This is a genomic window from Haloarcula pellucida (genome assembly GCF_014647235.1).
GTDB classification, from domain to species: Archaea; Halobacteriota; Halobacteria; order Halobacteriales; family Haloarculaceae; genus Haloarcula; species Haloarcula pellucida.
The window spans coordinates 22,169-48,066 of record NZ_BMOU01000001.1; the positions used below are offsets into that span (position 1 = coordinate 22,169).

29 protein-coding genes are annotated in these 25,898 nt (G+C 67.0%); 20 read left to right on the plus strand and 9 right to left on the minus strand.

Annotated features, from left to right (window positions below; all coding sequences use genetic code 11):
* The first annotated feature begins 45 nt into the window (after positions 1–45).
* The gene (locus IEY28_RS00180) at positions 46–975 is read left to right on the plus strand and encodes a sulfide-dependent adenosine diphosphate thiazole synthase (RefSeq protein WP_166968481.1); all 930 of its coding nucleotides are present in this window, start codon (positions 46–48) and stop codon (positions 973–975) included.
* Here the strand turns inward: IEY28_RS00180 and IEY28_RS00185 are convergent.
* On the minus strand, positions 972–1,730 hold the full coding sequence (locus IEY28_RS00185) for a class I SAM-dependent methyltransferase (RefSeq protein WP_188993435.1): 759 nt from the start codon (positions 1,728–1,730) through the stop codon (positions 972–974). The two genes, IEY28_RS00180 and IEY28_RS00185, sit on opposite strands and share 4 nt — an antisense overlap.
* Positions 1,731–1,921: 191 nt before the next feature.
* On the opposite strand from IEY28_RS00185, the gene IEY28_RS00190 reads away from it, so the two are divergent.
* From IEY28_RS00190 to IEY28_RS00200, 3 genes are all read left to right on the plus strand, one after another.
* Positions 1,922–2,440: an HTH domain-containing protein gene (locus IEY28_RS00190; RefSeq protein ID WP_188993437.1), complete on the plus strand. Its 519-nt coding sequence runs from the start codon at positions 1,922–1,924 to the stop codon at positions 2,438–2,440.
* A gap of 109 nt (positions 2,441–2,549) precedes the next feature.
* Positions 2,550–3,311, plus strand: a complete 762-nt coding sequence (locus tag IEY28_RS00195; RefSeq protein WP_188993439.1) for a DUF7001 family protein — start codon at positions 2,550–2,552, stop codon at positions 3,309–3,311.
* A gap of 73 nt (positions 3,312–3,384) precedes the next feature.
* Positions 3,385–4,371, plus strand: a complete 987-nt coding sequence (locus IEY28_RS00200) for a patatin-like phospholipase family protein (protein WP_188993441.1) — start codon at positions 3,385–3,387, stop codon at positions 4,369–4,371.
* Between the two features lie 40 nt (positions 4,372–4,411).
* Here the strand turns inward: IEY28_RS00200 and IEY28_RS00205 are convergent, their stop codons facing one another.
* The 3 genes from IEY28_RS00205 to dcd all read right to left on the minus strand — a co-directional run bounded on the left by IEY28_RS00205 (position 4,412) and on the right by dcd (position 6,680).
* Positions 4,412–5,062, minus strand: coding sequence for a class I SAM-dependent methyltransferase (locus IEY28_RS00205; RefSeq protein ID WP_188993443.1), 651 nt, complete (start codon positions 5,060–5,062; stop codon positions 4,412–4,414).
* Positions 5,059–5,955: a thiamine-phosphate synthase family protein gene (locus tag IEY28_RS00210; protein ID WP_188993445.1), complete on the minus strand. Its 897-nt coding sequence runs from the start codon at positions 5,953–5,955 to the stop codon at positions 5,059–5,061. Before IEY28_RS00210 ends, IEY28_RS00205 begins: the two co-directional genes overlap by 4 nt.
* Positions 5,956–6,092: 137 nt before the next feature.
* Positions 6,093–6,680: a dCTP deaminase gene (gene dcd, locus IEY28_RS00215; protein WP_166968486.1), complete on the minus strand. Its 588-nt coding sequence runs from the start codon at positions 6,678–6,680 to the stop codon at positions 6,093–6,095.
* A gap of 214 nt (positions 6,681–6,894) precedes the next feature.
* Between dcd and IEY28_RS00220 the strand changes: the two genes are divergently transcribed.
* Positions 6,895–7,659, plus strand: a complete 765-nt coding sequence (locus tag IEY28_RS00220) for a BGTF surface domain-containing protein (protein WP_188993447.1) — start codon at positions 6,895–6,897, stop codon at positions 7,657–7,659.
* 11 nt (positions 7,660–7,670) lie between these two features.
* Here the strand turns inward: IEY28_RS00220 and IEY28_RS00225 are convergent, their stop codons facing one another.
* A complete protein-coding gene (locus IEY28_RS00225) occupies positions 7,671–8,411 on the minus strand; it encodes a Yip1 family protein (protein WP_188993449.1) in 741 nt (246 codons plus the stop codon).
* A 78-nt stretch (positions 8,412–8,489) separates the two neighbouring features.
* Between IEY28_RS00225 and pth2 the strand changes: the two genes are divergently transcribed.
* From pth2 to psmB, 3 genes are all read left to right on the plus strand, one after another.
* A complete protein-coding gene (gene pth2 / locus IEY28_RS00230; protein ID WP_166968489.1) occupies positions 8,490–8,828 on the plus strand; it encodes a peptidyl-tRNA hydrolase Pth2 in 339 nt (112 codons plus the stop codon).
* Positions 8,829–8,904: 76 nt separating this feature from the next.
* On the plus strand, positions 8,905–9,639 hold the full coding sequence (gene psmA, locus IEY28_RS00235) for an archaeal proteasome endopeptidase complex subunit alpha (RefSeq protein ID WP_166968490.1): 735 nt from the start codon (positions 8,905–8,907) through the stop codon (positions 9,637–9,639).
* Complete coding sequence (gene psmB, locus IEY28_RS00240; RefSeq protein WP_188995645.1) at positions 9,639–10,331, plus strand: archaeal proteasome endopeptidase complex subunit beta; 693 nt, start codon at positions 9,639–9,641, stop codon at positions 10,329–10,331. The genes psmA and psmB overlap by 1 nt, the downstream gene beginning before the upstream one ends.
* A 49-nt stretch (positions 10,332–10,380) precedes the next feature.
* Here the strand turns inward: psmB and IEY28_RS00245 are convergent, their stop codons facing one another.
* Positions 10,381–10,545, minus strand: a complete 165-nt coding sequence (locus IEY28_RS00245; protein ID WP_188993450.1) for a hypothetical protein — start codon at positions 10,543–10,545, stop codon at positions 10,381–10,383.
* 155 nt (positions 10,546–10,700) lie between these two features.
* On the opposite strand from IEY28_RS00245, the gene IEY28_RS00250 reads away from it, so the two are divergent.
* From IEY28_RS00250 to IEY28_RS00260, 3 genes are read left to right on the plus strand one after another with little or no spacing between them, the layout of a single operon-like run.
* Positions 10,701–12,074, plus strand: coding sequence for an MFS transporter (locus IEY28_RS00250; RefSeq protein WP_188993452.1), 1,374 nt, complete (start codon positions 10,701–10,703; stop codon positions 12,072–12,074).
* A gap of 48 nt (positions 12,075–12,122) precedes the next feature.
* Positions 12,123–13,514 carry a tRNA pseudouridine(13) synthase TruD gene (truD, locus tag IEY28_RS00255; RefSeq protein ID WP_188993454.1) on the plus strand — a complete coding sequence of 464 codons (1,392 nt, stop codon included), beginning with the start codon at positions 12,123–12,125 and terminating at the stop codon, positions 13,512–13,514.
* Positions 13,515–13,563: 49 nt separating this feature from the next.
* Positions 13,564–14,292: a DUF2103 domain-containing protein gene (locus tag IEY28_RS00260; RefSeq protein ID WP_188993456.1), complete on the plus strand. Its 729-nt coding sequence runs from the start codon at positions 13,564–13,566 to the stop codon at positions 14,290–14,292.
* Between the two features lie 30 nt (positions 14,293–14,322).
* Here the strand turns inward: IEY28_RS00260 and IEY28_RS00265 are convergent, their stop codons facing one another.
* Both IEY28_RS00265 and IEY28_RS00270 read right to left on the minus strand, forming a co-directional pair.
* A complete protein-coding gene (locus IEY28_RS00265; RefSeq protein WP_188993458.1) occupies positions 14,323–14,895 on the minus strand; it encodes a hypothetical protein in 573 nt (190 codons plus the stop codon).
* A 41-nt stretch (positions 14,896–14,936) separates the two neighbouring features.
* Positions 14,937–15,161 (minus strand): hypothetical protein, encoded by a 225-nt coding sequence (locus IEY28_RS00270; RefSeq protein WP_188993460.1) that lies wholly within the window; start codon positions 15,159–15,161, stop codon positions 14,937–14,939.
* Between the two features lie 151 nt (positions 15,162–15,312).
* Between IEY28_RS00270 and IEY28_RS00275 the strand changes: the two genes are divergently transcribed.
* From IEY28_RS00275 to IEY28_RS00300, 6 genes are all read left to right on the plus strand, one after another.
* Positions 15,313–15,591 (plus strand): 50S ribosomal protein L37ae, encoded by a 279-nt coding sequence (locus tag IEY28_RS00275; RefSeq protein WP_166968496.1) that lies wholly within the window; start codon positions 15,313–15,315, stop codon positions 15,589–15,591.
* Between the two features lie 27 nt (positions 15,592–15,618).
* Positions 15,619–15,753: a DNA-directed RNA polymerase subunit P gene (locus tag IEY28_RS00280; RefSeq protein WP_188993464.1), complete on the plus strand. Its 135-nt coding sequence runs from the start codon at positions 15,619–15,621 to the stop codon at positions 15,751–15,753.
* Positions 15,750–15,998 (plus strand): KEOPS complex subunit Pcc1, encoded by a 249-nt coding sequence (locus IEY28_RS00285; protein WP_188993466.1) that lies wholly within the window; start codon positions 15,750–15,752, stop codon positions 15,996–15,998. Before IEY28_RS00280 ends, IEY28_RS00285 begins: the two co-directional genes overlap by 4 nt.
* 107 nt (positions 15,999–16,105) lie before the next feature.
* On the plus strand, positions 16,106–19,597 hold the full coding sequence (locus IEY28_RS00290; RefSeq protein WP_188993468.1) for a PAS domain S-box protein: 3,492 nt from the start codon (positions 16,106–16,108) through the stop codon (positions 19,595–19,597).
* 147 nt (positions 19,598–19,744) lie between these two features.
* The gene (locus IEY28_RS00295; protein ID WP_188995647.1) at positions 19,745–20,104 is read left to right on the plus strand and encodes a DUF7344 domain-containing protein; all 360 of its coding nucleotides are present in this window, start codon (positions 19,745–19,747) and stop codon (positions 20,102–20,104) included.
* A gap of 117 nt (positions 20,105–20,221) precedes the next feature.
* The gene (locus IEY28_RS00300; RefSeq protein WP_188993470.1) at positions 20,222–20,983 is read left to right on the plus strand and encodes an aldo/keto reductase; all 762 of its coding nucleotides are present in this window, start codon (positions 20,222–20,224) and stop codon (positions 20,981–20,983) included.
* Positions 20,984–21,190: 207 nt separating this feature from the next.
* On the opposite strand, the gene aspS is transcribed toward IEY28_RS00300, so the two are convergent.
* Complete coding sequence (aspS, locus tag IEY28_RS00305) at positions 21,191–22,495, minus strand: aspartate--tRNA(Asn) ligase (protein WP_188993472.1); 1,305 nt, start codon at positions 22,493–22,495, stop codon at positions 21,191–21,193.
* Between the two features lie 133 nt (positions 22,496–22,628).
* On the opposite strand from aspS, the gene IEY28_RS00310 reads away from it, so the two are divergent.
* The 3 genes from IEY28_RS00310 (at position 22,629) to IEY28_RS00320 (ending at position 25,898) form a co-directional block, all read left to right on the plus strand.
* Positions 22,629–23,114 (plus strand): Lrp/AsnC family transcriptional regulator, encoded by a 486-nt coding sequence (locus IEY28_RS00310; RefSeq protein WP_188993474.1) that lies wholly within the window; start codon positions 22,629–22,631, stop codon positions 23,112–23,114.
* A 118-nt stretch (positions 23,115–23,232) separates the two neighbouring features.
* Positions 23,233–23,691, plus strand: coding sequence for an NAD-binding protein (locus IEY28_RS00315; RefSeq protein WP_188993476.1), 459 nt, complete (start codon positions 23,233–23,235; stop codon positions 23,689–23,691).
* Positions 23,692–23,693: 2 nt separating this feature from the next.
* Positions 23,694–25,898, plus strand: a complete 2,205-nt coding sequence (locus IEY28_RS00320) for an APC family permease (protein WP_188993478.1) — start codon at positions 23,694–23,696, stop codon at positions 25,896–25,898.

The window sequence follows — 25,898 nt, forward strand, 5'->3', positions numbered from 1 at the left end:
CACACCACAACACCTATTTACCACAGCAAGATATCACTAGGTGGTATGAGCGATTTCGACAAGTTCAGCGACGTCGGCGAGGCGGAAGTGACACGGGCCATCGGGCAGGAGTGGACCGAGGAGTTCATGGACTTCTCGGACTCGGACGTCATCATCGTCGGTGGCGGTCCCTCCGGGCTGATGGCCGCGAAGGAACTCTCAGAGCGCGGGGTCCAGACGATGGTCGTCGAGAAGAACAACTATCTGGGCGGCGGGTTCTGGCTCGGCGGCTTCCTGATGAACAAGGTCACGGTGCGTGACCCCGCTCAGAACGTCCTCGACGAACTCGACGTGGACTACAAGCGCTCACAGGACAGCGAGGGGCTGTACATCGCCAACGGGCCGGAAGCCTGTTCCGGCCTCATCAAGGCCGCCTGCGACGCGGGCGCGAAGATGCAGAACATGACCGAGTTTACGGACATCGTCATCCGGGAGGACCACCGCGTCGGCGGCATCGTGATGAACTGGACGCCGGTCCACGCCCTGCCGCGCGAGATCACGTGTGTCGACCCCATCGCCGTCGAGGCGGACCTCGTCATCGACGCGACGGGCCACGACGCGATGGCGATCAAGAAACTCGACGAGCGTGGCGTGCTGAACGCGCCGGGCATCGAGGACGCGAAGTCGAACTCGGGGATGGACCAGACCAGCGACGACACCTACGGCGCCCCCGGCCACGACTCGCCGGGTCACGACTCGATGTGGGTCGGCGAGAGCGAGGACGCCGTCGTCGAACACACCGGTCTGGCCCACGACGGCCTCGTCGTCACCGGCATGGCCACCGCGACCACCTACGGCCTCCCGCGCATGGGTCCGACGTTCGGTGCCATGCTCGTCTCCGGCAAGCGTGCCGCACAGGTCGCACTCGACGAACTCGACGTCGACGCCGAACCCGTCGACGTCACTAGCCGCGACGCCGCCACCGCCGACGACTAACGGGCTTCTCTCGGAACGCCCGTCCGGGCGTTCTCCCGTTTTCGTTCACTCCCGCCGTAGCCGTCGGTGTCTCCGACGACCAACATCTCCGTCGCGCCCGGTTGGAACTCGTAGTCGACGGGTTCGAGACGGACCGAGAGGCCGGCGTCTCGGAGCGTGTCGACGACTGGAGACAGGGACTCGGAACGCTCCCCGTCCAGCGAATGCAACGGGAACACCCGAACGTCCTCGCGGGCGATGCGGGCCAGTTCCAGTAGCGCTTCGACGTGAAACCGCTCGCTCAGTCGGTCGTCGTAGAGGAACAGGAGACTCCCCGAGAGTACGCGGTCCACGCTGTCCGTCGCGAACGGGAGGCGGGGCAGGGCCGCCCTGACGTAGCGACCGGGGTGGCGCGCGTAGTCGGCGAGGAACCGCTGGGCGGCGGCGCGCAGGTACCGTCCACGGGTCGCCACGTCGCCGTACTCGTCCCAGACGAACAGGTCGCGCTTCTCGTGTAACTGGGCCACCGTCCGTTCGACGGCGTCGGCACACACCGTCGCTAACTCCCCGACCGGCCGTCCGTACATCGGATCGACGGCGAGGGTCCGGTCGGCACGCTGTGCCGCGATAGCCGTGAACGACCCCGGTCCGCCGGGGCAGTCGAGAATCGTCGTTCCGGCGAGCGCCGTCGGCGCCAGTCCGAACATCCGTGTGTACTCCTCGAACGTCCGTCCGATGAACCGGAACTGCTCGCCGACGTCGAACTGTCTGCCCATGGTGATGTACACTTCTGAACATCGATGTATAAAACTATCCATTAAAAGGGATTGGCTATACAGGCAGAATAATGCCGCTTCGATGGCTGTATGTGAATATCATGGCTCGCTATTGATCATATACGGTAGTATTTCGCCAACAAGAACCATTATGTAGTATTTGCACCAAGTGTGTTAGTAATTACCTCTCAATGCCAACCGAATTGAAACAGCTGAACGAAACGGCACCCGACACGGGTGGGACGAACCGCCTCACGGTCGACCTCTGGACGCGACGGCCCGTGTGCGGACCGCGGGTAACTGTCATCGACCGGTTGAGTAGTCTTCGGGCCGCGGGAACGCTGGCCGACTTCTCGGTGGCGACGTGGCCAGACGAGATCGTGATCTCGGACCGGAACCGACACAGCGAGTTGCTGGGGACCATCGAGGAGTTCGAAGCGTGGGCGGCCGACAACGGTGTGAGCCTCCGGCCGCCGTTCGAAACGCGGACGGCGTCGCTGCTGGTCGGCAGGAGCAAAGAGGTCCTGACGACGCCGATGCTGCTCGCCAGCCTGTACGACGGCGACGACGTCGTCGGCGTCTATCCCTGTACTGATGGCGAGCACAATTGGACTGTCCCGGAGTTCCTCGACGCCCTCGAAGCCGAGGGAACGGTGTCCGGTGCCGGTAAAGCGGTGGCGTTGCCGATGACCGACCCCGAGTCGACGTGAGACGGTGGCTCGGGCACCCTCGACTGCCGCCGACGTCTCGGCCCCCCGGACCCGAACGTGTTTCCGCCCGGTCCACAACCTGTATTACTCGACAGTACCACGAGGTAATATGGTCGAACAGGTCACACTCTATCGCGCTCCGACGGCTGCGGCCGACGCCGACGCTATCGCCGACTGGGTCGCCGGCCGCGTCGACGCCGAGGTGGACGTTCGCGACCGGTTCCTCTCACAGTACGCCGACGACGACCTCCCCGAAGAGCTGGCGGACGGACGCGTACTGGACCCGTACGACCGGGAGACGGGCAACACGATGCTCGGTATCGTCCGCTACGAGGAACGTGCCATCGAGAACCCGGAACGGGCCGGCGGCGTCATCTACGACGGACTCGAACTCCAGCGGCTGTTACATCGACGGCTCCCCGATGCCGCCCGGTCTCTCGACCACCTCCACGTCGTCCTGCTGGACCGGGTGGTCGGGACGTGGGGCGACCACGACGGACGCTGGCACAAGCGGGTGAACGTTCTCGGCCACCCGGCTATCGTCTCGGTACCGGGGCTGTACGAGGCTCCCGCGAAACCCGAACAGTACTACAAGGAACAGCAGAAACACGCGTTGCTCACCGGCGACTCGCCGCCACGCGAGGTACTGGAAAACGAAGTCGAGGGCGACTTTCTGGTCGAGGACGACCCCCGGACGACCGATGCCCTGAAGGGGTACGTCCTGCAGGCGTATCACTACCTCGAGACGGGCGAGGCGTTCTGTGACGAGGCGTCCTGTCGCCTGCACAACCCACACCGGCAACCCGGCGTCGTCGAGGCCCAACTACGCGCGCCCGACTTCTGTCCGCGCCACGCCGAGCGCTACCGGTAGGGAACTTCCCGCCGCCCGACCCTGTCATTCATCCTACCGTTTTACGTACCGAGCGCGTCACTGACCGACTGAGATGACCGAAGAGACAGACGACGTGACGACGGTCGCACTGGCCTGTCAAGGGGGTGGGGCACACAGTGCGTTCTGTGCCGGGGCCCTCCAACGACTGCTTACCGATCTCCCCGACGGCTACGAGATACTCGGATTCAGTGGCACGTCGGGCGGTGCACTGTCTGCGACGACCGCGTGGTTCGGCTACGTCGACGAGGGTCCGGACCGGGCCGCCGAACTGCTCGATACGCTGTGGGCCGACATCGCGGCGTCGACACCCGTCGACTGGGCGATAAACAGCGCGGCCCGATGGGCGGTCGCGCTCGACGAGAGCGGCGTCCCGATGCCGGAGACGAGTCCGTACGCCACCCCCGCGACGGACCTCGCCCAGCGTGACCTCCGTCGGTCGATAGAGCGGGTCGTCGACTTCGAACGGGTGCCGTCACTCGCTGACGGCGAGAGCCCTCGCTTGCTCGTAAGCGCCGTCGACGTCACGACGGGCGAGTTCAGCGTCTTCAGTGGCGGCGACGTGACCGCCGACGCCCTGCTCGCGTCGGCCGCGGTCCCGAGCCTGTTCGAGGCCGTCGAGGTCGACGGGCGGCCCCACTGGGACGGCATGTTCGCCCAGAACCCGCCGGTCAAGAACTTCCTCTCTGACGTCGAGGCCGCCGAAGAGAAACCCGACGAAATCTGGGTCCTCCGGGTAACCGCCGCGGGACGCGAGGACGTTCCGACGTCACTCGCCGCTATCGCGGACCGCCGGTCGGAGCTCTCGGGGAACCGCTCGCTTCGACAGGAACTCGCGTTCGTCGAGCGCGTCAACGAGTGGCTGGACGAGGGCGCGTTGGACGACGACCGCTACAAACGCGTCGTCGTCGAGCAACTCCGTCTCGACGAGGAACTCTCGTACTCCTCCCGGTTCGACCGGTCGCCGACGTTCATCGAAGACCTGTTCGAGGCTGGTCGGGCGGAGGCGAGTGCGCTCCTCGACGCGAAAGCCGGACAGTGAGTCACGGCGAGAGCCCGGCGAGATGCCGCGCGTCAGCCGTTCACTCGACCCGCCCGGAGACGAGTCCCAGATACCCGCCCGCGAACGTCTCGTAGCGCCGGTCGACGGTCCGTTCGGTCAGTCGGTCCCGGGCCGTCGCGACCCGCCGTTCGAAGGCGTCGGCGTGCGAGCGCCGCGAGAGGCGCGCCCCGGGTGCCGAGAGGCGGACGAACCCTTCGAAGGCGACGTTTACCGGCGTTGCGAGCGGGTTGGCGCTTCGCTGGAAGTTCAACAGCGCGACCCGGCCGCCGGGAGCGGCGCAGTCACACCACGCGTCGACGGCCGCGGCGGGATCCGAGAAGATGCCGGCGACGAACGTCGCGAGTACCGCGTCGACGTCGTCGACGGGCGGGCGCGCGGCATCGCCGAGCAGGTAGGAGACGCCGTTGCCCGTCCGGTCGGCGTGACCGCGTGCCCGTCGGAGCATCTCTGGTGTCAGGTCCACGCCCACGACGCGGCCCGCTGGGCCCACGCGGCGGCGGAGTGCCGGCACGTTCGCGCCGGTGCCACACCCCATCTCGACGACCGTCTCGCCCGCCGAGAGGTCGAGCGCGTCGACCGCGCGGGCCCGCCACGACCGGACGACCGGGAGGGAAGCCAGTCGATCGTACAGCGCTGCCCAGCGCGCGTAGACGGCCCGGGGGTCGCTCACAGCAGGTCTCTCGCCCGCTCGGCGACGGTCACGGCGTCGTCGCCGAGCAGATAGACGACCGGTTCGATACCCATCCCGCCGGTCTGATAGATGACGTCCGCGTCGGGGCTCTCTGCCAGTGCCCCGGCGATTGCCGGTTCGAGGGCCTCCTCGGCGTCGAACTCGACGGTGGTGTGGCCGGCCTCCTCCAGCGCCGCCACGACAGCGTCGTCGTAGCGGACGTTCAGCGCCGCGCGAGCGTCGCTCCCGGCGGCACGCGCCGCTAGCAGTACCGTGGCGACGTGTTCGCTCACACCGAACTCCGGTTCGGCGGGGATGGTCGCCCGCCCCTTCACGTCCAGAACCCGGCCGGGGACGGCGGCCACGTCCTCGATGGCGTCGCCGTCGGGCAGCGCTTGTACGAGGTTCGACCCGACGGCGGGGATGAGCGTCGCGAAGCCGCTGGTGTTCTCTAGCACTCGGAGGCCCTGCCGGACCGTCGACAGCGTCCGCTCTGCGGCCCGGAGTTTCGAGTCCGGGTCGTGGACGCTGAACTCGCCGCCGTACTCGGCCAGTTCGGGCACCGCGTCTTCGTGAAGCGACGCGAGCAGGCCGCCCTGTTCGAGTTCGCGAATGAACACTTCCGCCTCGACGAGCGCCTGCACGGGACTCATGTCGCCGTCGGCAAGCCCCTCGGCCAGTCGCTCGACGAGTTCGTTCAACCCTCGGTGAGAGAGCAGCGCGTCGTTGCGCTCGACGTCGCCGTGGACGTACTTCGAGACGGCGCTCTGGCTGATGCCCAGCAGGTCCGCCACCTCGGACTGCGTGAGGTCCCGGTCCCGGAGGGACTCGGCCAGCATCGACCGGAACGTCGGGAGAAACTCCTCGACGACGATCTCCTCGACGAAGCGCATCCTACTGGTCGCCTCCGAACTCACTCGCTCGCAGCCGAGGTGCGGACACGACGCCGTAGGGGTCGGTCCTCATTGGTCGCCTCCGAACTCACTCGCTCGCAGCCGAGACGCGGACACGACGCCGTAGGGGTCGGTCCTCATTGGTCGCCTCCGAACTCCCTGTCCCCCTGTATCTTGCTCGCCTGTGGCCCGGTCTGGTCTTGATACTTCGAGCCGCGGTCGGACCCGTACGGGCGCTCGGCGGGCGTCTTGAGTTCCGTGAAGGTGAGCTGAGAGATTCGCATGCCCGGGGTGAGCGCGACCGGGGCGGTGCCGAGATTCGACAGTTCGAGGGTTATCTGGCCCTTGTAGCCGGGATCACAGAGGCCCGCCGTCGCGTGGACGACGATAGCCAGCCGGCCCAGCGAGGACCGGCCCTCGACGTGGGCGATGAGGTCGTCGGGAATCTCGACGCGTTCGTGGGTCGTCCCGAGGACGAAGTCGCCGGGATGGAGGATGTATTCGCCGTCCTCCGCGATCTCGGTCTCGTCGACGTAGTCGGCCACCTCGGCCTCGGCGTTGGGGTGGATACACGGGATGTTGGCGTGCTGGAACTCCAGAAACTCCTGACCGAGTCGGAGGTCGACGCTGGCTGGCTGAATCTGGATGTCGGGGTCGTCGAGCGGTTCGACGACGAGGTCGCCCTCGCGGAGTCGGCGCTCGATGTCCGCGTCGGAGAGTATCATTACCCGACGTACCGGCGCGGGATACCTAAAGCGTCCCGTCTCGAAGCCACCAGCGCGGTCGGTCGCCGGGGCTGTTCAACGCTGCTTTTAGCATCCGTCGAGGGTTTTTCAACCCCGGACGTAGCGTCGCGTGCATGCCAGCTAGCCGCCCACCCTCCACTCGCGAGGCGTCGCACAGATCCATCGACAGACCGACCCCCCGGGAGGCGTGCGTATGACCACCCGGCGAACCGCTATCGTCAGCGCCGTCGCCGTCAGTGCCGTCCTCGTCGGCGGCCTGTTCGTACTGCCGGCGCTCTCCGGACAGACGAACGGACCCGCCGACGCGCCGGCCACCGACGAGACGGCACCCACGGACGTGAACGGCACCGTCGTCTATCCGGTGAACGACTCGCTCGTCCTCGAAACGCGGTCGAACGAGTCGATCGAAGGCGCGACGGACGTCGCCGCCGGGGCCACGGTGACCGTTCGCATCAAGAGCGATAGCGGCGACAGCCCGTTCATCTATCAGCAACAGACGACGGTTCGGGACAACGGCACGTTCGCCGTGCCGGCCGACCTCTCGGGCGTCCCCGAGAACGCGACGGCGACCGTCAGCGTCCGCCACGACGGCGAGGAACTGACGAACCGGACGGCACAGGTCGTGTACGTGCCGGGGGCGACGGCGGCCGACGGTGACGACGCGTCGGTCGCCGGCACGCGACTCGACTACGACGGTGAGACCCTCACCGTCCGGAGCGCCACGGACCAGACGATTCGCGGGACGACCGACCTCGAACCCGGCACGAACGTCACGGTCCGCGCGCGGAGCTCCGGGTCGAGTACGCCCTTCCTGCACCAGCGGACGGCGACGGTAGGGGACGACGGGACGTTCGCCGTGACGATGGACTTCGAATCGATCCCTGCAGGCACCCGGTTCGAGGTCAGCGTCCGCCACGGCGACGAGACGCTCACCGAGGCCGACGCGCGAGTCGAGTAATCGCCGTCGCCCTACGAGAGCACCACTGGAACGGTCGCCACTACCACGGCGACGACCACTGCCGCCCGACGGCTGAGTTCGTGGGCGACGCGCAGGCCGGCGGCCCAGACGTACGCCTGCCAGGCCGCCCCCGCGATCTGAATCAGGAGGAACGTCAACCCGGAGACGCCCGACTGGAGCGTTCTGACTTCCGAGAGGAGCGTCTCCGGGGTCGAACCGGCGAGGTCGGCCTGCGCGGCGAAGTAGACCAGCGCGGCACCGGCCACGCCCGTGACGACTACCGTCGGTACGAGACCCCACGCGGCGACTTCCATGCTCTCGCCGAACCGGCCGGTGCCGCTGCCCAGCCACGCGCCGACGTGGAGCGCAACGGCGAGGCCGAACCAGACGAACAGGAGGCCGACGAACAGCCACGGGAGCCTGTCGGCTATCTCCTGCCAGAGCAGCGAGCTGATCTCGACGGTAATCGTGGCTGGTTCGTCACAGCCACTCGGGGTCATCCCTCCGACGCCGTCCTCACAGAACACGTCGCCGGGATAGGCCGGGTTGTCGACGGTGGTCGTCCCGGTGAACTGCTGGCTGAACAGGCGAAGCGCGACGCCGAGAACGGTGGTCAACAGGAGCGCGAGCGCGGCCGCGAGGCCGACCCCACGAAAGCCGCTGAGTCGGTCCGCTCGCCGCTCGAAGAACGCGCCCGGTCGTGCGACGAACGTCGTGACGGTGGAGGGCATCCCCGGGGAGTGCACACCCATACGGTAAGTGCCCTGTGGTATGTGCAACCGCACGGGTGCTCCGACGGGGGTTTAAGTCAGGGTCGCTACGTGTGGGACATGAAGCAGGCCATCGTCGCCCGGGCCGATATCGGTATGGGCGAGGGCAAACTCGCCGCGCAGGTCGCCCACGCCTCGCTGTCGGCCTACGAGGACGCCGGTCGGACGGCCCGCAACGCCTGGAAAGGCGAGGGACAGAAGAAGGTGGTCCTGAAGGCGACGAGCGAGTCCGAACTGTTCGAACTCGCCGACGTCGCCGAGCGCGAGGGCCTGCCGCATGCCATCGTCAGGGACGCCGGCCACACGCAACTGGACCCCGGCACGGTCACCGCCCTCGCGGTGGGGCCGGCCGAGGACGAGTCGGTGGACCGGGTCACTGGCGACCTCTCGCTGTACTGAGGGCAGCGGAGACGACACCGACGATGTCGTTATATACTAGAAGCCCTAACCTCAGGTGAACAACAGAGCACACACAATGCAAGGAAACGAACAACAGGCGTACGACCGCGGGATAACCATCTTCTCGCCGGACGGGCGCCTCTATCAGGTCGAGTACGCTCGTGAGGCAGTCAAGCGAGGGACCGCGAGTGTCGGCGTCCGCACAGCCGACGGCGTCGTGCTGGCGGCCGACCGCCACGCCCGCTCCCCGCTCATCGAGCGCGACAGCATCGAGAAGATTCACGAGATCGACGACCACGTCGGCGTCGCGAGCGCCGGCCACGTCGCCGACGCCCGCCAGCTCATCGACGTCGCCCGGCGGCAGGCACAGGTCAACCGCCTCCGCTACGACGAACCGGCGAGCGTCGAGTCGTTGACCAAGGAGGTCACCGACTACATCCAGCAGTACACCCAGACCGGCGGCGCACGCCCGTTCGGTGTCGCCCTGCTGGTCGGCGGCATCGAGGACGGCGAACCGCGCCTGTTCGAGACGGACCCCTCGGGGACGCCCTACGAGTGGCAGGCCGTCGCTATCGGCGGATCTCGCGAGGAACTCCAGACGTTCCTCGAAGACGAGTACGCCGACGAGATGGACCTCGAAAGCGGCGTCGAACTGGCGCTACAGGCCCTCGCGTCGGTCAACGACGACGGCCTCGACGCCACCGGTGTCGACATCGCCACCGTCGACGTCGAGAGCGAGCAGTTCACCAAACTCGCCGAGGACGACATCGCCGGTCGTATCGAGGAGTTCGAACTCGGAGGTGACGAATGATGTACGACCCTGAGGAGCGCCTCACCGACGCCTACGAACCCGAGGTCGGCACGCTGCCGAACGACGACGGCGGCCGCGACGAGGAGACGGTCACCAAAACGGGGACGACCACCGTCGGTATCAGCACCGAGGAAGGCGTCCTCATCGCGACGGACCGCCGCGCCTCGCTGGGCGGCCGGTTCGTCTCGAACAAGTCGGTTCAGAAGGTAGAGCAGATCCACCCGACGGCCGCCATGACGCTGGTCGGCAGCGTCGGCGGTGCGCAGTCGTTCATCCGCTCGCTGCGCTCGGAGGCGAACCTCTTCGAGGTCCGCCGCGACGAACCGCTCTCCATCCACGCGCTGGCGACGCTCGCGGGTAACTTCGCCCGCGGCGGCCCGTTCTTCGCCATCAACCCCATCATCGGCGGGGTCGACGAGGAGGGCAGCCACGTCTACAGCGTCGACCCGGCCGGCGGCGTCCTGCAGGACGACTACACCGTCACCGGCTCGGGCACCATGGTCGCGACGGGGACCATCGAGGGCGAGTACGACCCCGAGATGAGTCTCGAAGACGCTCGCGCACTGGCTATCCGCGCCGTGCAGGCGGCTGCAGAGCGTGACACTGGCTCTGGGAACGGTATCGTCCTCGCGGAGATCACCGAGGACGGCGTCGAGATCGACCGCTTCGACGACTACGAGTCGGCGGTCTGACCGCCTCAGGCGTTCTCTCTGCGTTTTCGGCTCCGGTGGCGAGCGGCGCCTATCGCGGCACCTCGACCCACCCGCATATCCACGCCTCTTCGGCGTCGGGACAGTAGGCCACGGTACGGCCGCTGAACTCGGTAATCACTACGTCGCTTTCGCGCCACCGCTCGACGCGCTCCCCCATGTCGTCGCGTCTGTGTTCTGATTCGGGTTCTGTCACGGTACCCCTCGTCCGATGGTGAGCGACCGACGACCCTCGTTATGCCGTTGCTAACCCACTGCACCGCTCTGCTCTGCATCTCTACAGGGAGATATATAGTCACTACCACGCCGGGATTCGTGGCTATAAGTGCGACCCGCGTCTGCCCCCAGTCGATGGCTACGGACCACGCCGACGAGGACGTCGACCTGCTCGACGCGTTCCGGCAGTTCTTCGCGCTGGAACGGGACGTCCTCGTCCTCTCGCTGTCGATGCTTGCGTTCTCGCTCGCCTTTCAGATGACCAGTCGCTACGTCCCCGAGTACATGCGGCTCCTCGGCGCGAGCGCGGGCGTCATCGGTCTCTACGGCAGCGTCGGCAACCTCATCAGCGCCGTCTACCCCTACCCCGGCGGGGCCGTCTCGGACCGCCTCGGCTCCCGGTTCGCGCTCACGGCCTTCGCCGTGTTGGCGACGCTCGGGTTCGGCGTCTGGTACCTCGCCGCTGTCGTCGGCACCGTCGCTGTCGGTCCGGTGACCGTCCCCGCGTGGGCGTTCGTCTTCGTCGGCCTGTTTCTGGCCCAAGCGTGGAAGTCGTTCGGCCTCGGCGCGACGTTCGCGATCGTCAAGCAGAGCGTCCCGCCGGCCCGACTGGCGATGGGCTTTGCCAGCACCGAGGTGTTCCGACGACTGGGTTTTCTCATCGGTCCGTTGCTGGCGGCGGGCTTACTCGCCGTCTCGGCGACGTTCGTCGGCGGCTTCCAACTCGTCTTGCTCGTCGCGATCGCCTGTGGTGCGGTGGCGACGGTGGCCCAGCACGTCCTCTACGACGCTAGCGAGGACACGTTAGGCAAATCCTTCGAGGGGGTAGCGCAGGTCCTCGACGACCTTCGGGGGATGCCGGAGACGCTCCGCCCCCTGCTCGTCGCCGATACGCTCGTCCGTTTTGCCAACGGCATGGTGTACGTCTTCTTCGTCATCGTCGTCACGGACTTCCTCTCGGTCGGGTTCTCCGGATTCGGCCTCTCGCTTCGGCCCGACGCCTTCTTCGGCGTCCTCCTCGGCGTGGAGATGGTCGTCGCTATCCTCTCGATGGCCCCCGTCTCGAAACTCGCCGAGTACGCCGGGCTGAAACCCGCCGTCGCGCTTGGCTTTTCGGTGTATGCTATCTTCCCGCTGGTGCTCATCTACGCGCCGGCGGACCAGTGGATACTGCTCTTGCTCTTTGCGTACTCGGGCCTCCGCTTTGCGGGCCTGCCCGCACACAAGGCGCTCATCGTCGGCCCGGCCGAACGCGACGCCGGCGGCCGCGTCACCGGGACGTACTACCTCGTCCGGAACACGCTCGTCATCCCCAGCGCCGCGCTGGGCGGATGGCTCTACGGGAGCGAGTGGGTCCTCTCGCTCCCCGAGGCCGTTGGCCCACTCGCGCTCCCCGAGTTCGCACTCCGAGCGGGCCCGGAACTGGCCTTCGGCGTCGCGACGGCGGTCGGCGTCGTCGGCGTCGCGTACTTCCTCGTCTTCGGCGAGGAGTTCGAGGCCTACGCGTGACCGACGACGAACGCCAACGCTAAACCCGGCCCGACGAACAGGGCACCAATGCGCGAGGCCCACCCCATCGAGCGAGTGGTCGGCATGGAGTACTACGTCAGCGACGCCGACGGCGTGGGCGGCCACCTGCGAGCGAGCCCCGAGGACTTCCGGGTCACCGAACTGGAGGCGTTCGATACGTCGCCCGTCGACGCCGACACCGGCGCGTACCCCCACCTCGTCCTCCGCGTCGAGTTACACAACTGGGACACGAACGACTTCGCGAGCGCGCTCTCCGACCGACTCGGAATCTCCCGCGAGCGCGTCTCGTGGGCCGGGACGAAGGACAAGCGGGCGGTCACCCGGCAGTTGTTCTCGGTGAAGGGCATCGACGCCGACGACGTGCCCGACGTGGACGGGACGGATATCGAGGTCGTCGGCCGCGCCGGCCGGCCGGTCCTCTTCGGTGACCTCGCGGGCAACGCCTTCGACATCGTGGTGCGTGACACCGAAAACGCGGCGAACGCCGCGAGCGTACTGGCGGACCTGCGGGCGTTCGCGGACAGTGAAGGGACCGAACCGCGGGACGGCGGCCCCGAGGACAGTGACGCCGACTCGCTCCCCGACGGCGAGTCGACCGTCGGCGTCCCGAACTACTTCGGCCAGCAGCGGTTCGGGTCGCGCCGTCCAGTCACCCACGAGGTCGGCCTCGCAATCGTCCGCGAGGACTGGGAGGGGGCGGTGCTCGCCTACGTGGGCAACCCGCACGAGCGCGAACCCGAGGCCACGCAGGCCGCCCGGTCCTACGTCGACGAGACCCGTGACTGGGAAGGTGCGCTGGACCGCCTGCCGCGGGCGCTGGGCTACGAGCGGTCGATGTGTCACACGCTCGTCGAGAACGGTGCCGACTCGCCCGCAGACTTCCGTGAAGCCGTCGAAACGCTGCCGACGAACCTCCAGACGCTGTTCGTCAACGCCGCCCAGTCCTACGTCTTCAACCGCATCCTCTCTGCGCGACTCGAACGGGGACTGCCGTTCGACCGCCCCGTCGAGGGCGACGTGGTGTGTTTCGCCGATAGTGACGCTCCCGAGGGACTGCGACTCCCGGACCCCGACCGCACCCAGCGCGTGACCGAGCAACGCCTGCGGACCGTCGAGCGACACTGCGAGCGCGGCCGGGCGTTCGTCACGGCACCGCTGGTCGGCACCGAGACGGAACTAGCCGACGGCGAACCCGGCGAGATAGAGCGCGACGTGCTGGCCGACGTGGGCCTCGAACCGGGCGATTTCGATCTGCCGGGCGAGTTCGACAGCGAGGGCACCCGTCGAGCGATTATGGTCCGGACGGACCTCGGCGTCGACCGCGACGGCGACGACCTGACGTTCTCTTTTGCGCTCCCGAAGGGCAGTTACGCGACGGTCCTCTTACGGGAGTTCCGCAAGACGGACCCGGACGCGTAGGGAACGCGAACCGTCTGGCTTATCCGGCCGAGCGCCCCTACACCCACGCATGGACTGCCGGCAGTGTGCGACGCCGCTGGACCGACCGGGCGACTACTGTCTGGTCTGTCACACTGCCAACACTGAGGCGGTCGTCCTCGAACTCGGCCGCGACCGGGCGACCGTCTCCTGTATCGCCGACGAGTCCGTCGTCGGCCAACGGACGGTGACGACGACGCCGGAGGGCGACGGCAGCGACGAGAAGAGCGTCGTCGAGTTGCGCAACTTCGCCGGTCTCGTCGCCGACGAAGTGCGGCGCAAGCGCCCGGAGGAGGTGTACGTCACCGGCGACCGCGACGTCATCGCCGCGGTCCGGGGTCAGTTGCACCACGAGTTCTTCCGCGTCGAAGGCGAGGACCCCGTCCAGCGGGTACTGGACCGACAGGGCGAACCCGCGCTGGACGTCGTCGACGCCGCGCCGGCCGAGAAGCTGGGCGGGAGTCACTCGACGCTCATCGGCGGCCGCTCCGGCCAGCGGGTCATCCACACTGTCGCCGGCCACCCGCACGTCAAGAAGGTCATCCCCGGCCCTATCGACGCCGGCGGGTCGAGTTCGCCCACGGGCGTCCGGGCGAAGGCGACGCGGGCCGACACCAACGGCAACGTCCGCGTCCTGATTCGGGACGGCTCCAGTGTGCAGGAGAACCGCGTCGTCACGACGGCTGGCGACCGGGAACTCGGCGAACACGTCCGGGACGACCTGAACGAAGCGCTGCGGGACGCCGAGTTACAGGACTGACGCCGTCGCTTCGCGCGCGGTTCGATAGTGCTACGACCGCCGTCGGGCGTCGAAGACGAGTGGGACGACGTGGAGGACCCCCAACAGGAGAAAGGCGACCGGTTCGACCAGCGAGAACCGCACGCTGCCGATGAGGAGGACGGCCAGTGCGACGACGCCCGAGACGAGGTAGGCCCGGCCCCGGTCGGCGTGCCCGGGACCTTCCAACAAGCCGGCCGTCCAGCAGTACCCCACCGCGGCGGCGCCGACCCACGCGTGCCAGAACGCCAGCGGTTCGGGGACGAGTCCCGCGAGACCGGTCAGCGTCAGGCCCATCGCCGTGCCGTTGACCGCCCCCCAGACGAACATCGCGTCGGAGAAGCGCACGGCGTCCGGACCGTGCAGGACCGTCGTGCCCGAAAACGCGCCCACGAGGACGACCCACAGCGCAGTGGCGCCGAGGGCGGCGTTCGGCGGGTCGAGCCACGCGAGCGTCTGTGTCCCGCCCCAGCCGAGGGCGCCGACGGTCGCCCCGGCCAGCAGAAACTCGGCTTCCGTGAGGCGGCCGCTGGTCGCCGGGGCGACCGCTGTGAGGCGGGTCCGGAGCCGGTCTGTCACTGCCATCGCTGGTCGTTCGGCGTCGACGGTAATGGATGTGGCTGTCCCTACGCTAGCTCTGCGGCCAGCAGGAGGACGCTCGGTGCCACCAGCAGGACGACGCCCACGAACATGAGCAACGCCGGGAGCACGAGCAGCCCCATCTCGGTGAACAGCCACAGCCCGAGCCCCGCGAGCAGCGCGGCGAGCCCGACGAGGCGCAGTAGCCATGTGACGACACCCTCGAGTTCGGAGTCTGCGACGACTTCGACGACTTCGAGTGCTTCGTCCATAGCACCAGCACCGTTTGTCATGGCGACGGTTAGTCGCTGTGGCTACGGTTCCACCGCTCGGTGGGCCGCCGCGGGTGTGAGTGCCTGACGCAGTTCAGTTTACGTCCGTCTCGAAGGGCTTATGTGGACGCTGGGCCGACCAGAGAGTACTATGGCCAACAAGAGAGGACGAACCGGGAGCGCCGGTCGATTCGGCGCTCGCTACGGTCGCGTCGCCCGCCGCCGCGTCGCAGAAATCGAGTCGGAGATGAACGAGGACCACGCCTGCCCGAACTGCGGCGAGGACCGCGTCGACCGGCAGGGCACCGGCATCTGGCAGTGCAGCTACTGTGACTACAAGTACACCGGCGGGAGCTACAAGCCCCAGACGCCCGGTGGCAAGACTGTCCGCCGCTCGATCCGCGCCGCGCTGGCCGAAGACGAGGAATAAAGGGCCTCGACGCCCCACATATCTGGTATGAGCTACAAGTGTTCACGCTGTAAGCGCGACGTAACACTCGACGAGTACGGTGGCGTCCGCTGTCCGTACTGTGGTCACCGCGTTCTGCTGAAAGAGCGGTCGCCCGACGTCAAAGAAGTCGACGTCAAGTGACGGACACACACCGAACGATTCTCACGTTCGACTACCCGGACGAAGAGCGCGCACGCCGCGTCGAGCGGAGCCTCCGCCCGGAACTGGGTGCCATCGACGGCGACCGGACGACGGCGACGCTGACCCGCGACGGCGCGACACTGGAGTGTACTGTCACGGCCACCGACCTCGTCGCGCTCCGGGCGGGGTGTAACACGTGGCTGACGCTGACGAGCGTCGCCGAGGCCGCCGGCGAGTGTCGATAGCACGCGCCGCCCTCGGGCGATTCGACTATCGATTCAGATAAACTGACCGACAGTATATAGTTGGGGGAGGTGGTGGGTACGCCCAACACGAGACCGCGGACTACTGCATGACAGAGCACTCTCAGCCTCGGACCGTTGCTGCGGACAGCCAGCAGACCGAGCGCAGCACCGTTCTGTACGTCGATGCCGACGCCGCGTCACGCGAGCGAACACGGACCGAGATGACCGACCACCGGCCGGAGGTCGACGTCGCTGCCGTCGGGAGTTCCGATGCGGCACTCGACGTCGGCGCGTCGAGACCACCGGCGTGTCTCGTCGTCGACCCTGTGGGTATCGAAGCGGCCGACCACCTCGTCGAGACGTTCGACTGTCCCGCGATACTGTATTCGGCACGGGACCCGGCGGCCGTCGACGACGCATTGCTGGGTTCGTCGACGACGGTGGTCGAGAAGGGCCCCAGCACACACGGGGCCTTCCTCGCCGAGAAAGTCGTCAGCGTCACCGAGTCGGTGACGGATCGGTCGACGTACGCACTCCAGACGGCGGTCGACGACGTCGCGAACCGCGCCGACGAGGGCGAGTTGACGCTACTGGTCGACGACGCGGGCGACCCAGTTTGGTCGCGCGGCTCCGCCGAAGACGTCCCGGGCCTCGACTTCGAGACGGCGAACGTCTACGACGCGGTGGCGACGCTCGCGTCCGACACCGCGACCGGGGACGTGGCGGACAGGCTCCGTTCGGACCCGACGGACCCGGTAACGGTTCGGGCCGAGACGGCCCGGGGCGAGCGGTACCTCCAGTTCCGGGGGTACGACCTGCCGGACGCTGCCGGATCGCTCCGACTCTTCGAGATCACCGACGTCACGCCAGCGGCCCGTCGGGAGGCCAGACTGTCGCTGCTCGAAATGCTGACCGAGCAGGCGCAGGACGGCCTGTATACGCTCGACGAACGCGGCGTCATCGACTACTGTAACGAGTCGTTCGCAGCGATGCTGGGCTACGACCCGTCGGAACTGACCGGCACACACGCGGCCGAGACGCTCGCGCCCGGCGAGTTGGCGAACGGCCAGCAGACCATCGAACAGTTGCTCACCAGCGACGCCGACGACGCGAGCGTCGACCTCACCTGCCGATGTAAGGACGGGACGGAGCGTGAGATATCCATCCACTACACGCTGCTCCGAGACGACAGCGGCGCGTACCGCGGTCTGAACGGCGTCGCCCGGGATGTCACCGAGCGCCGTGAACGCGAGCGAGCACTCAGGGAACGCACGAAACTGTTCGAAGGGTTGGTCGACCGCTTCCCGAACGGTACGGTGTTCCTGTTCGACGAGGAGTTCCGGTACACGGAAGCGGGCGGCGAAGACCTGAAAACACACGGTTTCGAACCGTCGGATTTCGTCGGGAAGACGCCACGAGAGGTGCTGCCCTCAGAGAACGCGTCACTCCTCGAAGAGGCGTACGGAGCGGCCTTCGAGGGGCGGACCAGTGCGTTCGTCGACGAGTATCGGGGCGACCACTACTACGTGCAGGTGATACCGATACGCGACGACGACGGGGCGGTCGTCTCGGGCATGACCGTCGCACAGAACATCACGGACCGGGTGGAGTACGAACAAGAACTCGAACAGTCGAACACGCTCCTGTCGACGTTACTCGACGCGCTCCCGGTGGGTATCCTCGTCGAGGACGACGACCGCGAGATACGGACGGCCAACCAGCGACTCGTCGACATCTTCGACATCCCCGGATCGGCCGAAGACCTCGTCGGCACGGACTGTTCGGTCGCCGTCGAGCGCGTGAGCCAGCGGTTCGCCGACCCCGAGTGCTTCCTCGACGAGACAGCGCAGTTGCTGGCGGCCCGCTCGACCGACCTCCGAACAGACCTCGAACTGAGCGACGGGCGGACGGTACAGCGGAGTTACCTCCCTATCGACCTGCCGGACGGCGAGGCGAACCTCTGGCTCTACCGGGACGTCACCGAGCAGCGGGACCGGGAACGAGAACTGGTGCGAACGACCGAACGCCTCGAACTCGCGTTGGAGGGGGCCGAACTGGGCGTCTGGGACTGGAACGTCGAGACCGGCGACGTCTCCTTCGACGAGCGCTGGGTGGGGATGCTCGGGTACTCCCTGTCGGACCTCGATCAGCGGATAGAGACCTGGGAGGATCTGGTCCATCCCGACGACCTCGAACGCGCCTGGGACGCCATCGAGTCACACTTCGAGGGCGAGACGGACATCTACCGGTGCGACCACCGACTGCGGACGAAAGACGGCGACTACAAGTGGATACGGGACCTCGGCCGGGTGTTCGAACGTGACGAGGACGGCGACCCGATTCGAGCCGTCGGCATCCATCAGGACATCACCGAACAAAAACGCCGCCAGCGAGAACTCGAAACACAGCGCGACGAACTGGTGACGCTCACGCGGGTCCACGTCCTCATTCAGGACGTCATCCGAGCGCTCGGGACGGCGGCGACCCGGGACGAAATCGAGACGACCGTCTGTAACCGACTGGTCGAGTCAGACCTGTACGAACTCGCGTGGATCGGCGAGCGCGACGGGACGGGAGGGCCCCTCTCCCGGAAGACGACGGCGGGCAACGACGAGGGGTACCTCGACACCATCCAGAAACTCGCGGAACCCGCCACTCGGACGAACGACCCCGGAACGACCGCTATCCGGACCGGCGAGGTACAGGTCATCCACGACGTGGCGACCGACGAGCGGATGGACGACTGGCGCGACGAGGCGCTGGCGCGGGACTTCCGCTCGGCCGCGGTCATCCCCCTCCGGCACGACGACGTCGTCCACGCCGCGCTCATCGTCTACGCGAACCGGGCCGAAGCGTTTAGCTCCAGAGCGCTCGACGCCCTCACGGTTCTGGGCGAGACAGTCGGATTCGCCTTCACAGCCGTCCAGAACAGACGGTTACTGACACGCGACCGGATCGTCGAGATGGAGTTCAAGTCCGAAGACCCGGACGCGTACCCGCTCGTCGTGGCTCGTCGACACGACTGTCGGCTCGAATCGGCCGGAAGCGTCGATATCGGCGAGGAGGCACTCCAGTACCTCACCGTCGACGGAGCCCCGCCAGCGGACGTTCTCGAGAGTCTGTTAGAGTTCCAGCCGGTACTCGACGGCCGGGTCATCCGGTCTGACGGGGATAGTGGCGTCGTCGAGTTCCAAACGACGGACACGTATCAGTCGCTGCTCTTAGACGTCGGTGCGCGACTCGTCGACGCTATCGCGGACCCGAATCGACTCACCTTGGTCGTCGAGGCGCCGACGGACGGCGATCCGCGGACGATACAGGAGACGCTCTCGGCCCAACTCAGCGGCTTCGCCCTCATTTCGAAACGGGAGCGCGAGCGCCGACCGACGACCGTCACGGACCAACCGCCGCTACAGGAACAGTTGACCGACCGGCAACTGGAGGTCCTCAGAGCGGCCTACCTCGCGGGGTACTACGAGTGGCCGCGGGATACGACGGCCGAACAACTGGCAGACACGCTCGACATCTCCTCGCCGACGCTCCATCAGCACCTGCGACGGGCCGAACGGAATCTGCTCGACGGCTTGCTCGACCTCTAACCACGGTATTCCACAGTCGCGTAGGCGTCAGACTGTGCCTAGAGAACTAGGTGTTGCGTTGATGCCCGATACTGTCCTGCCATTACATACGTGTTCATGAGCGACCAGTCATCCGACCCGGAACAGCAGGACCGAACGTGGTGTGGGATGACTCCAGAGGACCGGGGCCTCACGACACCGATGATCGACGACGTGTTCGAGGCGCTGTCGGACTGGCGACGACGCGCGGTCTGTCGCTATCTCACGACCAGTGACGGAACGGGCGTCGACGTCACGACGCTTGCCACCGCTGTCGCCGACCGAGGGGAACAAACCAGTCTGCCGGTGGCCGATACGGACGTCGAGTCAGTCGAGGCCGAACTGGTCGAGACGCACCTGCCCGAACTCCATCGGCTGGGTATCATCGACTTCGACGAGCGGAGCGAAGCCGTCCGGTACTGGGAGTCACCCACTGTCGAGAAGTGGGCCGAACACGCCGCGGCCGTCAGCGACCGCACCGAGTTCTGATACTGCCGGCTGTACTCACGCGAACGGTTTCGCCACCCAGCGTGGTGACTATCTTCGGCAAGTTACAGCCAGCAGTATGACCGACACGTCCTTCTCCCTGTCGGCCGAGTGGCGACCATGGACCTCCCACCGGTCGGTCTGGGAACGATGGGTATCGACGATGCCGACACCGTCGCGGCGGCTATCGACGTCGGCTACCGGCACCTCGATACGGCACAGGTCTACGAGAACGAACCCGTCGTCGGCGACGGTATCGCTTCGGCGCCCGTCGACCGCGATGCACTGACCGTCGCGACGAAACTGTGGATCGATTGCCTCGCCGACGACGACGTTCGACCGGGCACCGAGGCGAGCCTCGACCGCCTCGGACTCGATAGCGTGGACTTGCTGTACGTCCACCGGCCGCGCGGCGACTACGACCCCGAGACGACGCTGCCGGCCGTCGACGCCGTTCGCGAGGCCGGCCTGACCACACACGTCGGTCTGTCGAACTTCGACCCCGAGCAACTGGCGACCGCCCGCGACCACCTCGACACTATCGCCGCACATCAGGTCGAGTTCCACCCGTATTTCCGTCAGGAGACACTGCTTGCCGACGCCCAGCGCCACGACTATCCGCTGGTCGCGTACTCGCCGCTGGCGGGCGGGCGGGTGTTCGACGATCCGACGATACGGGCTATCGCCGAGAAACACGACACGTCGCCCGCCGCCGTCAGCATCGCGTGGGTGACGTCCCACGACAACGTCGTCGCCATCCCGAAGGCGTCCTCGCGGGCCCACCTCGCCGCGAATCTCACGGCGGCGGACCTCGAACTCGACAGCGACGACGTCGAGCGCATCGACGCGATCGAGCGGCGAGAGGAACTGTTTCCCGAGTAGCCGCCCGAATCCCCACCGTTTCGTCGCTCTGTTACAACACCGACGCGTACGTCCAACGATCCGGTCGCGACGGTCGACGGCGTCCGGAACGGATCGCTACCCAGTACCGTCCGGGAACGGGCCGTCGGGTTTTCACTGCCGTTCCGAGACTCGCCTGTTCCCCGCTGGCCCTCAGATATTCACTGCCCGCGTGTCGCTGGGCGCTCGCTATGGGCTCAGACGCTGCCGATCACGCGGGAAGAGCACGGCTTCGCGGATGTTGTCCAGTCCGAGCATCGTCATGACGAGGCGCTCGCCACCGAGACCCCACCCGGCGTGGGGCGGCATGCCGTACTTGAACATCTTGGTGTAGTACTCGAACGCCTCGGGGTCCAGCCCCTGCTGTTCGAACCCGGCGACCAGCTGCTCGTAGCGGTGTTCACGCTGGCCGCCCGAGACCAGTTCCATCGACGGGTGCATCATGTCGAACCCGGTCGAGACCTCCTCGTCGTCGTCGTGGTCCTTGATGTAGAACGGCTTGATCTCGCTTGGCCAGTCGGTGATGAAGTAGTGTTCGCCGACCTCCTGTCCGAGAACGTGTTCGGCCTCCGTCGAGAGGTCGTCGCCCCAGACCAGCGGTTCGTCGAGTTCGCCGGTGGCGTTGATCTTGTCCAGCGCGTCCTGATAGGTCAGTCGCGGGAAGTCGCCCTCGGGGGCCGCGAACTCGTCTTCGAGGCCGAGCGCTTCGAGTTCCTCGGCGCAGTTCTCGGCGACGCCCTCGTAGGCGGCCTTGACGACGTGTTCGCAGGCGTCCATCGCCTCGGTGTGGTCGTAGAAGGCCGATTCGAAGTCGATGGAGGTCGCCTCGTTGAGGTGTCGCGGCGTGTTGTGTTCCTCGGCGCGGAAGATCGGGCCGATCTCGAAGACGCGTTCGAGGCCGGAGCCGACCATCAGCTGTTTGAACAGCTGCGGGCTCTGGTTCATGAACGCCTCGCGGCCGAAGTACGTGATGGGGAACAGTTCGGTGCCGCCTTCGGTCCCCGTGGCGACGATCTTCGGCGTGTTGATCTCGGTACAGTTCAGTGAACGGAAGGCCTCGCGTACCGAGCGCAGAACTTCGGCGCGAATCTCGAAGATGGCCTTGACTTCGTCCTTTCGGAGGTCCAGCGTTCGGTTGTCCAGTCGGGTCGGGAGTTCGGCGTCGACCTTGCCGGAGGGGTCGAGCGGCAGTTCCGGGTCGGCCTCGGCGATGACGTCGACGCTCTGGGGCGTGACCTCGACGCCGGTGGGCGCGCGTGGCTCCTCCTCGACCGCCCCGGTCACGGAGATGACGGACTCGCGGTGGACGTTCAGTCCCGTCTCCACGAGGTCCTCGTCCATCTCGTCTTTCTCGAACTTGACCTGAATCTTCCCGGTCGTGTCTCGCAGGATGAGGAACGCGATGCCACCGAGGTCACGAATCTCGTGAACCCAGCCAGCGACGGTGACTTCGTCACCGGGCTCGGCGTCCGCCGTGTAGGTGCGGTCGTCCATATCTCCCCTCTTTGCCGGGACGGACTTAAACTCCGTTTATTCGACCGCGCCACCGTCGAGGGATCCGGTCGACCGGACACGGTGGCGTGAGAGAACATGAACGTTTGTATCACGACCCGTCCAAACGGTGGCCATGACCGACAGCGAGTACCCCATCGACGACCTCGACCGGCGAATCATCCACGAACTGCAGAACGACGCCCGACACACGTCCGCGAGCGAGATAGCCGAGTCCTGTGACGTCTCGGCCCGGACCGTCCGAAACCGAATCGACAAACTCGAGCAGCGGGGCGTCATTCGCGGCTACGACGTCGACGTCGACTACGAGGCGGCGGGGTACCAGCTACACACGCTCATCATCTGTACCGCACCGATACACGAGCGCGAGGAGATCGCGCGACGCGCGCTCGAAGTGCCGGGCGTTGTCGCCATCCGTGAGGTGATGACCGGTGCCGACAACGTCCACGTCGAGGTCGTGGGCGTCGACGGGAACGACCTGAGCCGCATCGGACGCGACCTCAACGAGGTCGGACTCGAAGTCGTCGACGAGGACATCATCCGCAACGAGTACACGCGCCCGTTCCACCGCTTCGGCTCCGGCGGACTCGACGACGAATAATTCTGTAACGGGATCAAACCACCACTCCATTTCCGAACCGGAAATAAAAGCTAGACATTTATCGCTTCTCGGAATCATGGGTTGGTATAGGCCGGGCCGCCGGTCGTGAACCACCATGATGTCCCGACAGACGCTCCGAGACACGCTCGCACGAGAGAGAGGTCCGCCGTCGGTACTGGTCGTCACCGATCGATTCGTCGGCGCGGAAATCGCCAGCGAACTGACCGCGATAGCGACGGTCGGCGTCGTCACCGATGCCGAGAGCGTCGCTAACCGCGCGGATGGCGCGACGCCGACCATCGGTGACGTGACGGCGGTCGAGACACTCGCCGCTGCCGATGCGACCGACGCTGACGGCGCCGTCGTCGCCCTGACGTGTGACCGTCGAACGATGTTGGTCGCACAGTTGCTTCGGGCCCGCTTCGGCGTGCGTCAGGTCACGGTCCTCGTCGACGACCCCGACTTGTGTGCTACCTTCGACGGTATCGCAACTGCCACCGTCTCCGAGGCACCGGTCCTCGCTGCGGAGACCCGTCGGCAGTTCGAACCGACCCTCGATCTCACAGTCAGGGACTGACGATGCCGAAGGACCTCGAACGCGATCTCGGACTCCCGTCGGTCGTCGCCATCTCCATCGGCGCGATGGTCGGCAGCGGCATCTTCATCTTGCCCGCACTCGCGGTCAAGGAGGCCGGTGCAGGCGTCGTCCTCGCGTACCTCTTTGCGGGCGTGTTGGTGCTGCCGGCCGCGCTCAGCAAGGCCGAGATGGCGACGGCCATGCCCGAGGCCGGCGGGACGTACGTCTACATCGAGCGGTCGATGGGGCCGTTGCTCGGAACCATCGCCGGTGTCGGGACGTGGTTCTCCCTGTCGTTTAAGGGTGCGCTCGCGCTCGTCGGCGGCGTCCCGTACCTCCTGTTGCTGTTCGACCTGCCCGTGCGACCGGTGGCGATCGCGCTGGCGGCCCTGCTGGTCGTGATCAACGTCGTCGGCGCCGAACAGACCGGCCGTCTTCAGGTCGGCATCGTCGCCGTGATGCTGGCGGCGATGGCGTGGTTCGTCGTCGGCGGCGGGCCGGCCGTCGAGACGGCCGCCTACGACGGCCTCTGGAGCTACGGCGCCGAGGGTATCTTCGCCGCTACGGGGCTCGTGTTCGTCTCCTACGCGGGGGTGACGAAGATATCGAGCGTCGCCGAGGAGATCGAAGACCCCGACCGCGTCATCCCGCTGGCCATGCTGGGGTCGCTCGCGTTCACGACGCTCCTGTACGTACTCATCGTGGCCGTCATCGTCGGCGTCGTCCCGCTGGAGACCGTCGCCGGGAGTTCGACGCCCGTCGCCGACGCAGCCGACGCGACGCTGGGAGTCGCCGGCGTGGGCGCCGTCGTGCTCGCCGCCCTGCTGGCGCTCGTGAGCACCGCCAACGCCGGCATCCTTTCGGCCTCCCGATACCCGTTCGCGATGGCCCGCGACGCACTCGCGCCAAGCCGCCTCAGTGAAGTCAGCGACCGGTTCACGACGCCGGTCAACGCCATCACGCTCACCGGCGGCGTGATGCTGATCCTCATCGCCTTCGTCCCCATCCTCGAGATAGCGAAGCTCGCGAGCGCGTTCAAGATACTCGTGTTCGCGCTGATAAACGTCGCACTCGTCGGGTTCCGGGAGAGCGACACGGCCGTCTACGACCCGTCGTTCGAGTCGCCGCTGTACCCGTGGACGCAGGTGTTCGGGGCGCTGACCGGGTTCGCCCTGCTCACGCAGATGGGCGCCGTCGCCATCGTCGGTGCCGCGGTCATCACCGCGGGGAGTACCCTCTGGTACCTGTGGTACGTCCGCCGACGGGTGTCCCGCGAGGGCGCTATCCGCGAGTCCATGCGACAGAGCGTCGGACAGGAGGCCGTCGAGCGAACCGAGACGGCGCTCGACGATTCGCTCGACGAGACGGTGCTGGTCGCCCTCCCGGAGGACGCCGACCGGGAGAGCGAGCGGACGTTGCTCGAACTGGCGTCGACGCTGTGCTCCGAGGACGGACGGGTCGCGGCCGTTCAGTTCGACGAGGTGCCGGACCAGACCCCGCTGCGATACGCCTCCAGTGTCCAGACCGGGTCGGACGTCGCGTTCGAGCGGCGCACGGACGAACTGTCCGCGGGAGTCGACGCCCGCGTCGAGTACGCTGAACTGGTCAGTCACCACCCGGCGCGGGCGGTCGCCAACGCCGCCGCCGACGTCGACGCCGACCTGTTGCTGGTCGACCGCGACGCGACGTTCGGCGACGGCCGCCTGAGACGCGACGTCGACCGCATCCGGAAGCGGACCGACTGTGACACGCTGGCGGTCCAGACCCACGACCTCGACGACGTCGCGGCGGTCACGCTCGTCGCCACCCGGGGACCCTACGACCCGACGAGGGTGCGCGTAGGTGCGGCCATCGCTGACGCGACGGGTGCCTCTCTCCGACTCGTCTACCCGCTCCCGGAGCGCAGTTCGACCGAACAGCGACACGTCCTCGAGGCGTACCACGCCGATCTCGTCGCGGCCTGTTCCGTGCCGACCGAGGCAACGTTCACACCGCCCACGGGGCTCTCGGCGGCGGTATCGATGCCGGACGCCGAGACCAACATCGTGTTACACGGCCGTAACGGGGGACTCACCGCCGGCCTCTCGCGACAGGAACGGGCGACACGGGCGGTCATCGACGACAGCGACCACGCGACTATCACGGTCCACTCTGGTGGGGAGTCGGCCAGACCGCTCCGCCGGGTACTGGACCGACTCGCGTTCTGA

What these genes read in the sequence shown, in the direction of transcription:
- IEY28_RS00180 (WP_166968481.1), top strand. Translation starts at nt 46, where the DNA reads ATGAGCGATTTCGACAAGTTCAGCGACGTCGGCGAGGCGGAAGTGACA.
- IEY28_RS00185 (WP_188993435.1), bottom strand. Translation starts at nt 1,730, where the DNA reads ATGGGCAGACAGTTCGACGTCGGCGAGCAGTTCCGGTTCATCGGACGG.
- IEY28_RS00190 (WP_188993437.1), top strand. Translation starts at nt 1,922, where the DNA reads ATGCCAACCGAATTGAAACAGCTGAACGAAACGGCACCCGACACGGGT.
- IEY28_RS00195 (WP_188993439.1), top strand. Translation starts at nt 2,550, where the DNA reads ATGGTCGAACAGGTCACACTCTATCGCGCTCCGACGGCTGCGGCCGAC.
- IEY28_RS00200 (WP_188993441.1), top strand. Translation starts at nt 3,385, where the DNA reads ATGACCGAAGAGACAGACGACGTGACGACGGTCGCACTGGCCTGTCAA.
- IEY28_RS00210 (WP_188993445.1), bottom strand. Translation starts at nt 5,955, where the DNA reads ATGCGCTTCGTCGAGGAGATCGTCGTCGAGGAGTTTCTCCCGACGTTC.
- dcd (WP_166968486.1), bottom strand. Translation starts at nt 6,680, where the DNA reads ATGATACTCTCCGACGCGGACATCGAGCGCCGACTCCGCGAGGGCGAC.
- IEY28_RS00220 (WP_188993447.1), top strand. Translation starts at nt 6,895, where the DNA reads ATGACCACCCGGCGAACCGCTATCGTCAGCGCCGTCGCCGTCAGTGCC.
- IEY28_RS00225 (WP_188993449.1), bottom strand. Translation starts at nt 8,411, where the DNA reads ATGGGTGTGCACTCCCCGGGGATGCCCTCCACCGTCACGACGTTCGTC.
- pth2 (WP_166968489.1), top strand. Translation starts at nt 8,490, where the DNA reads ATGAAGCAGGCCATCGTCGCCCGGGCCGATATCGGTATGGGCGAGGGC.
- psmA (WP_166968490.1), top strand. Translation starts at nt 8,905, where the DNA reads ATGCAAGGAAACGAACAACAGGCGTACGACCGCGGGATAACCATCTTC.
- psmB (WP_188995645.1), top strand. Translation starts at nt 9,639, where the DNA reads ATGTACGACCCTGAGGAGCGCCTCACCGACGCCTACGAACCCGAGGTC.
- IEY28_RS00250 (WP_188993452.1), top strand. Translation starts at nt 10,701, where the DNA reads ATGGCTACGGACCACGCCGACGAGGACGTCGACCTGCTCGACGCGTTC.
- truD (WP_188993454.1), top strand. Translation starts at nt 12,123, where the DNA reads ATGCGCGAGGCCCACCCCATCGAGCGAGTGGTCGGCATGGAGTACTAC.
- IEY28_RS00260 (WP_188993456.1), top strand. Translation starts at nt 13,564, where the DNA reads ATGGACTGCCGGCAGTGTGCGACGCCGCTGGACCGACCGGGCGACTAC.
- IEY28_RS00265 (WP_188993458.1), bottom strand. Translation starts at nt 14,895, where the DNA reads ATGGCAGTGACAGACCGGCTCCGGACCCGCCTCACAGCGGTCGCCCCG.
- IEY28_RS00270 (WP_188993460.1), bottom strand. Translation starts at nt 15,161, where the DNA reads ATGGACGAAGCACTCGAAGTCGTCGAAGTCGTCGCAGACTCCGAACTC.
- IEY28_RS00275 (WP_166968496.1), top strand. Translation starts at nt 15,313, where the DNA reads ATGGCCAACAAGAGAGGACGAACCGGGAGCGCCGGTCGATTCGGCGCT.
- IEY28_RS00280 (WP_188993464.1), top strand. Translation starts at nt 15,619, where the DNA reads ATGAGCTACAAGTGTTCACGCTGTAAGCGCGACGTAACACTCGACGAG.
- IEY28_RS00290 (WP_188993468.1), top strand. Translation starts at nt 16,106, where the DNA reads ATGACAGAGCACTCTCAGCCTCGGACCGTTGCTGCGGACAGCCAGCAG.
- IEY28_RS00295 (WP_188995647.1), top strand. Translation starts at nt 19,745, where the DNA reads ATGACTCCAGAGGACCGGGGCCTCACGACACCGATGATCGACGACGTG.
- IEY28_RS00300 (WP_188993470.1), top strand. Translation starts at nt 20,222, where the DNA reads ATGGACCTCCCACCGGTCGGTCTGGGAACGATGGGTATCGACGATGCC.
- aspS (WP_188993472.1), bottom strand. Translation starts at nt 22,495, where the DNA reads ATGGACGACCGCACCTACACGGCGGACGCCGAGCCCGGTGACGAAGTC.
- IEY28_RS00310 (WP_188993474.1), top strand. Translation starts at nt 22,629, where the DNA reads ATGACCGACAGCGAGTACCCCATCGACGACCTCGACCGGCGAATCATC.
- IEY28_RS00315 (WP_188993476.1), top strand. Translation starts at nt 23,233, where the DNA reads ATGTCCCGACAGACGCTCCGAGACACGCTCGCACGAGAGAGAGGTCCG.
- IEY28_RS00320 (WP_188993478.1), top strand. Translation starts at nt 23,694, where the DNA reads ATGCCGAAGGACCTCGAACGCGATCTCGGACTCCCGTCGGTCGTCGCC.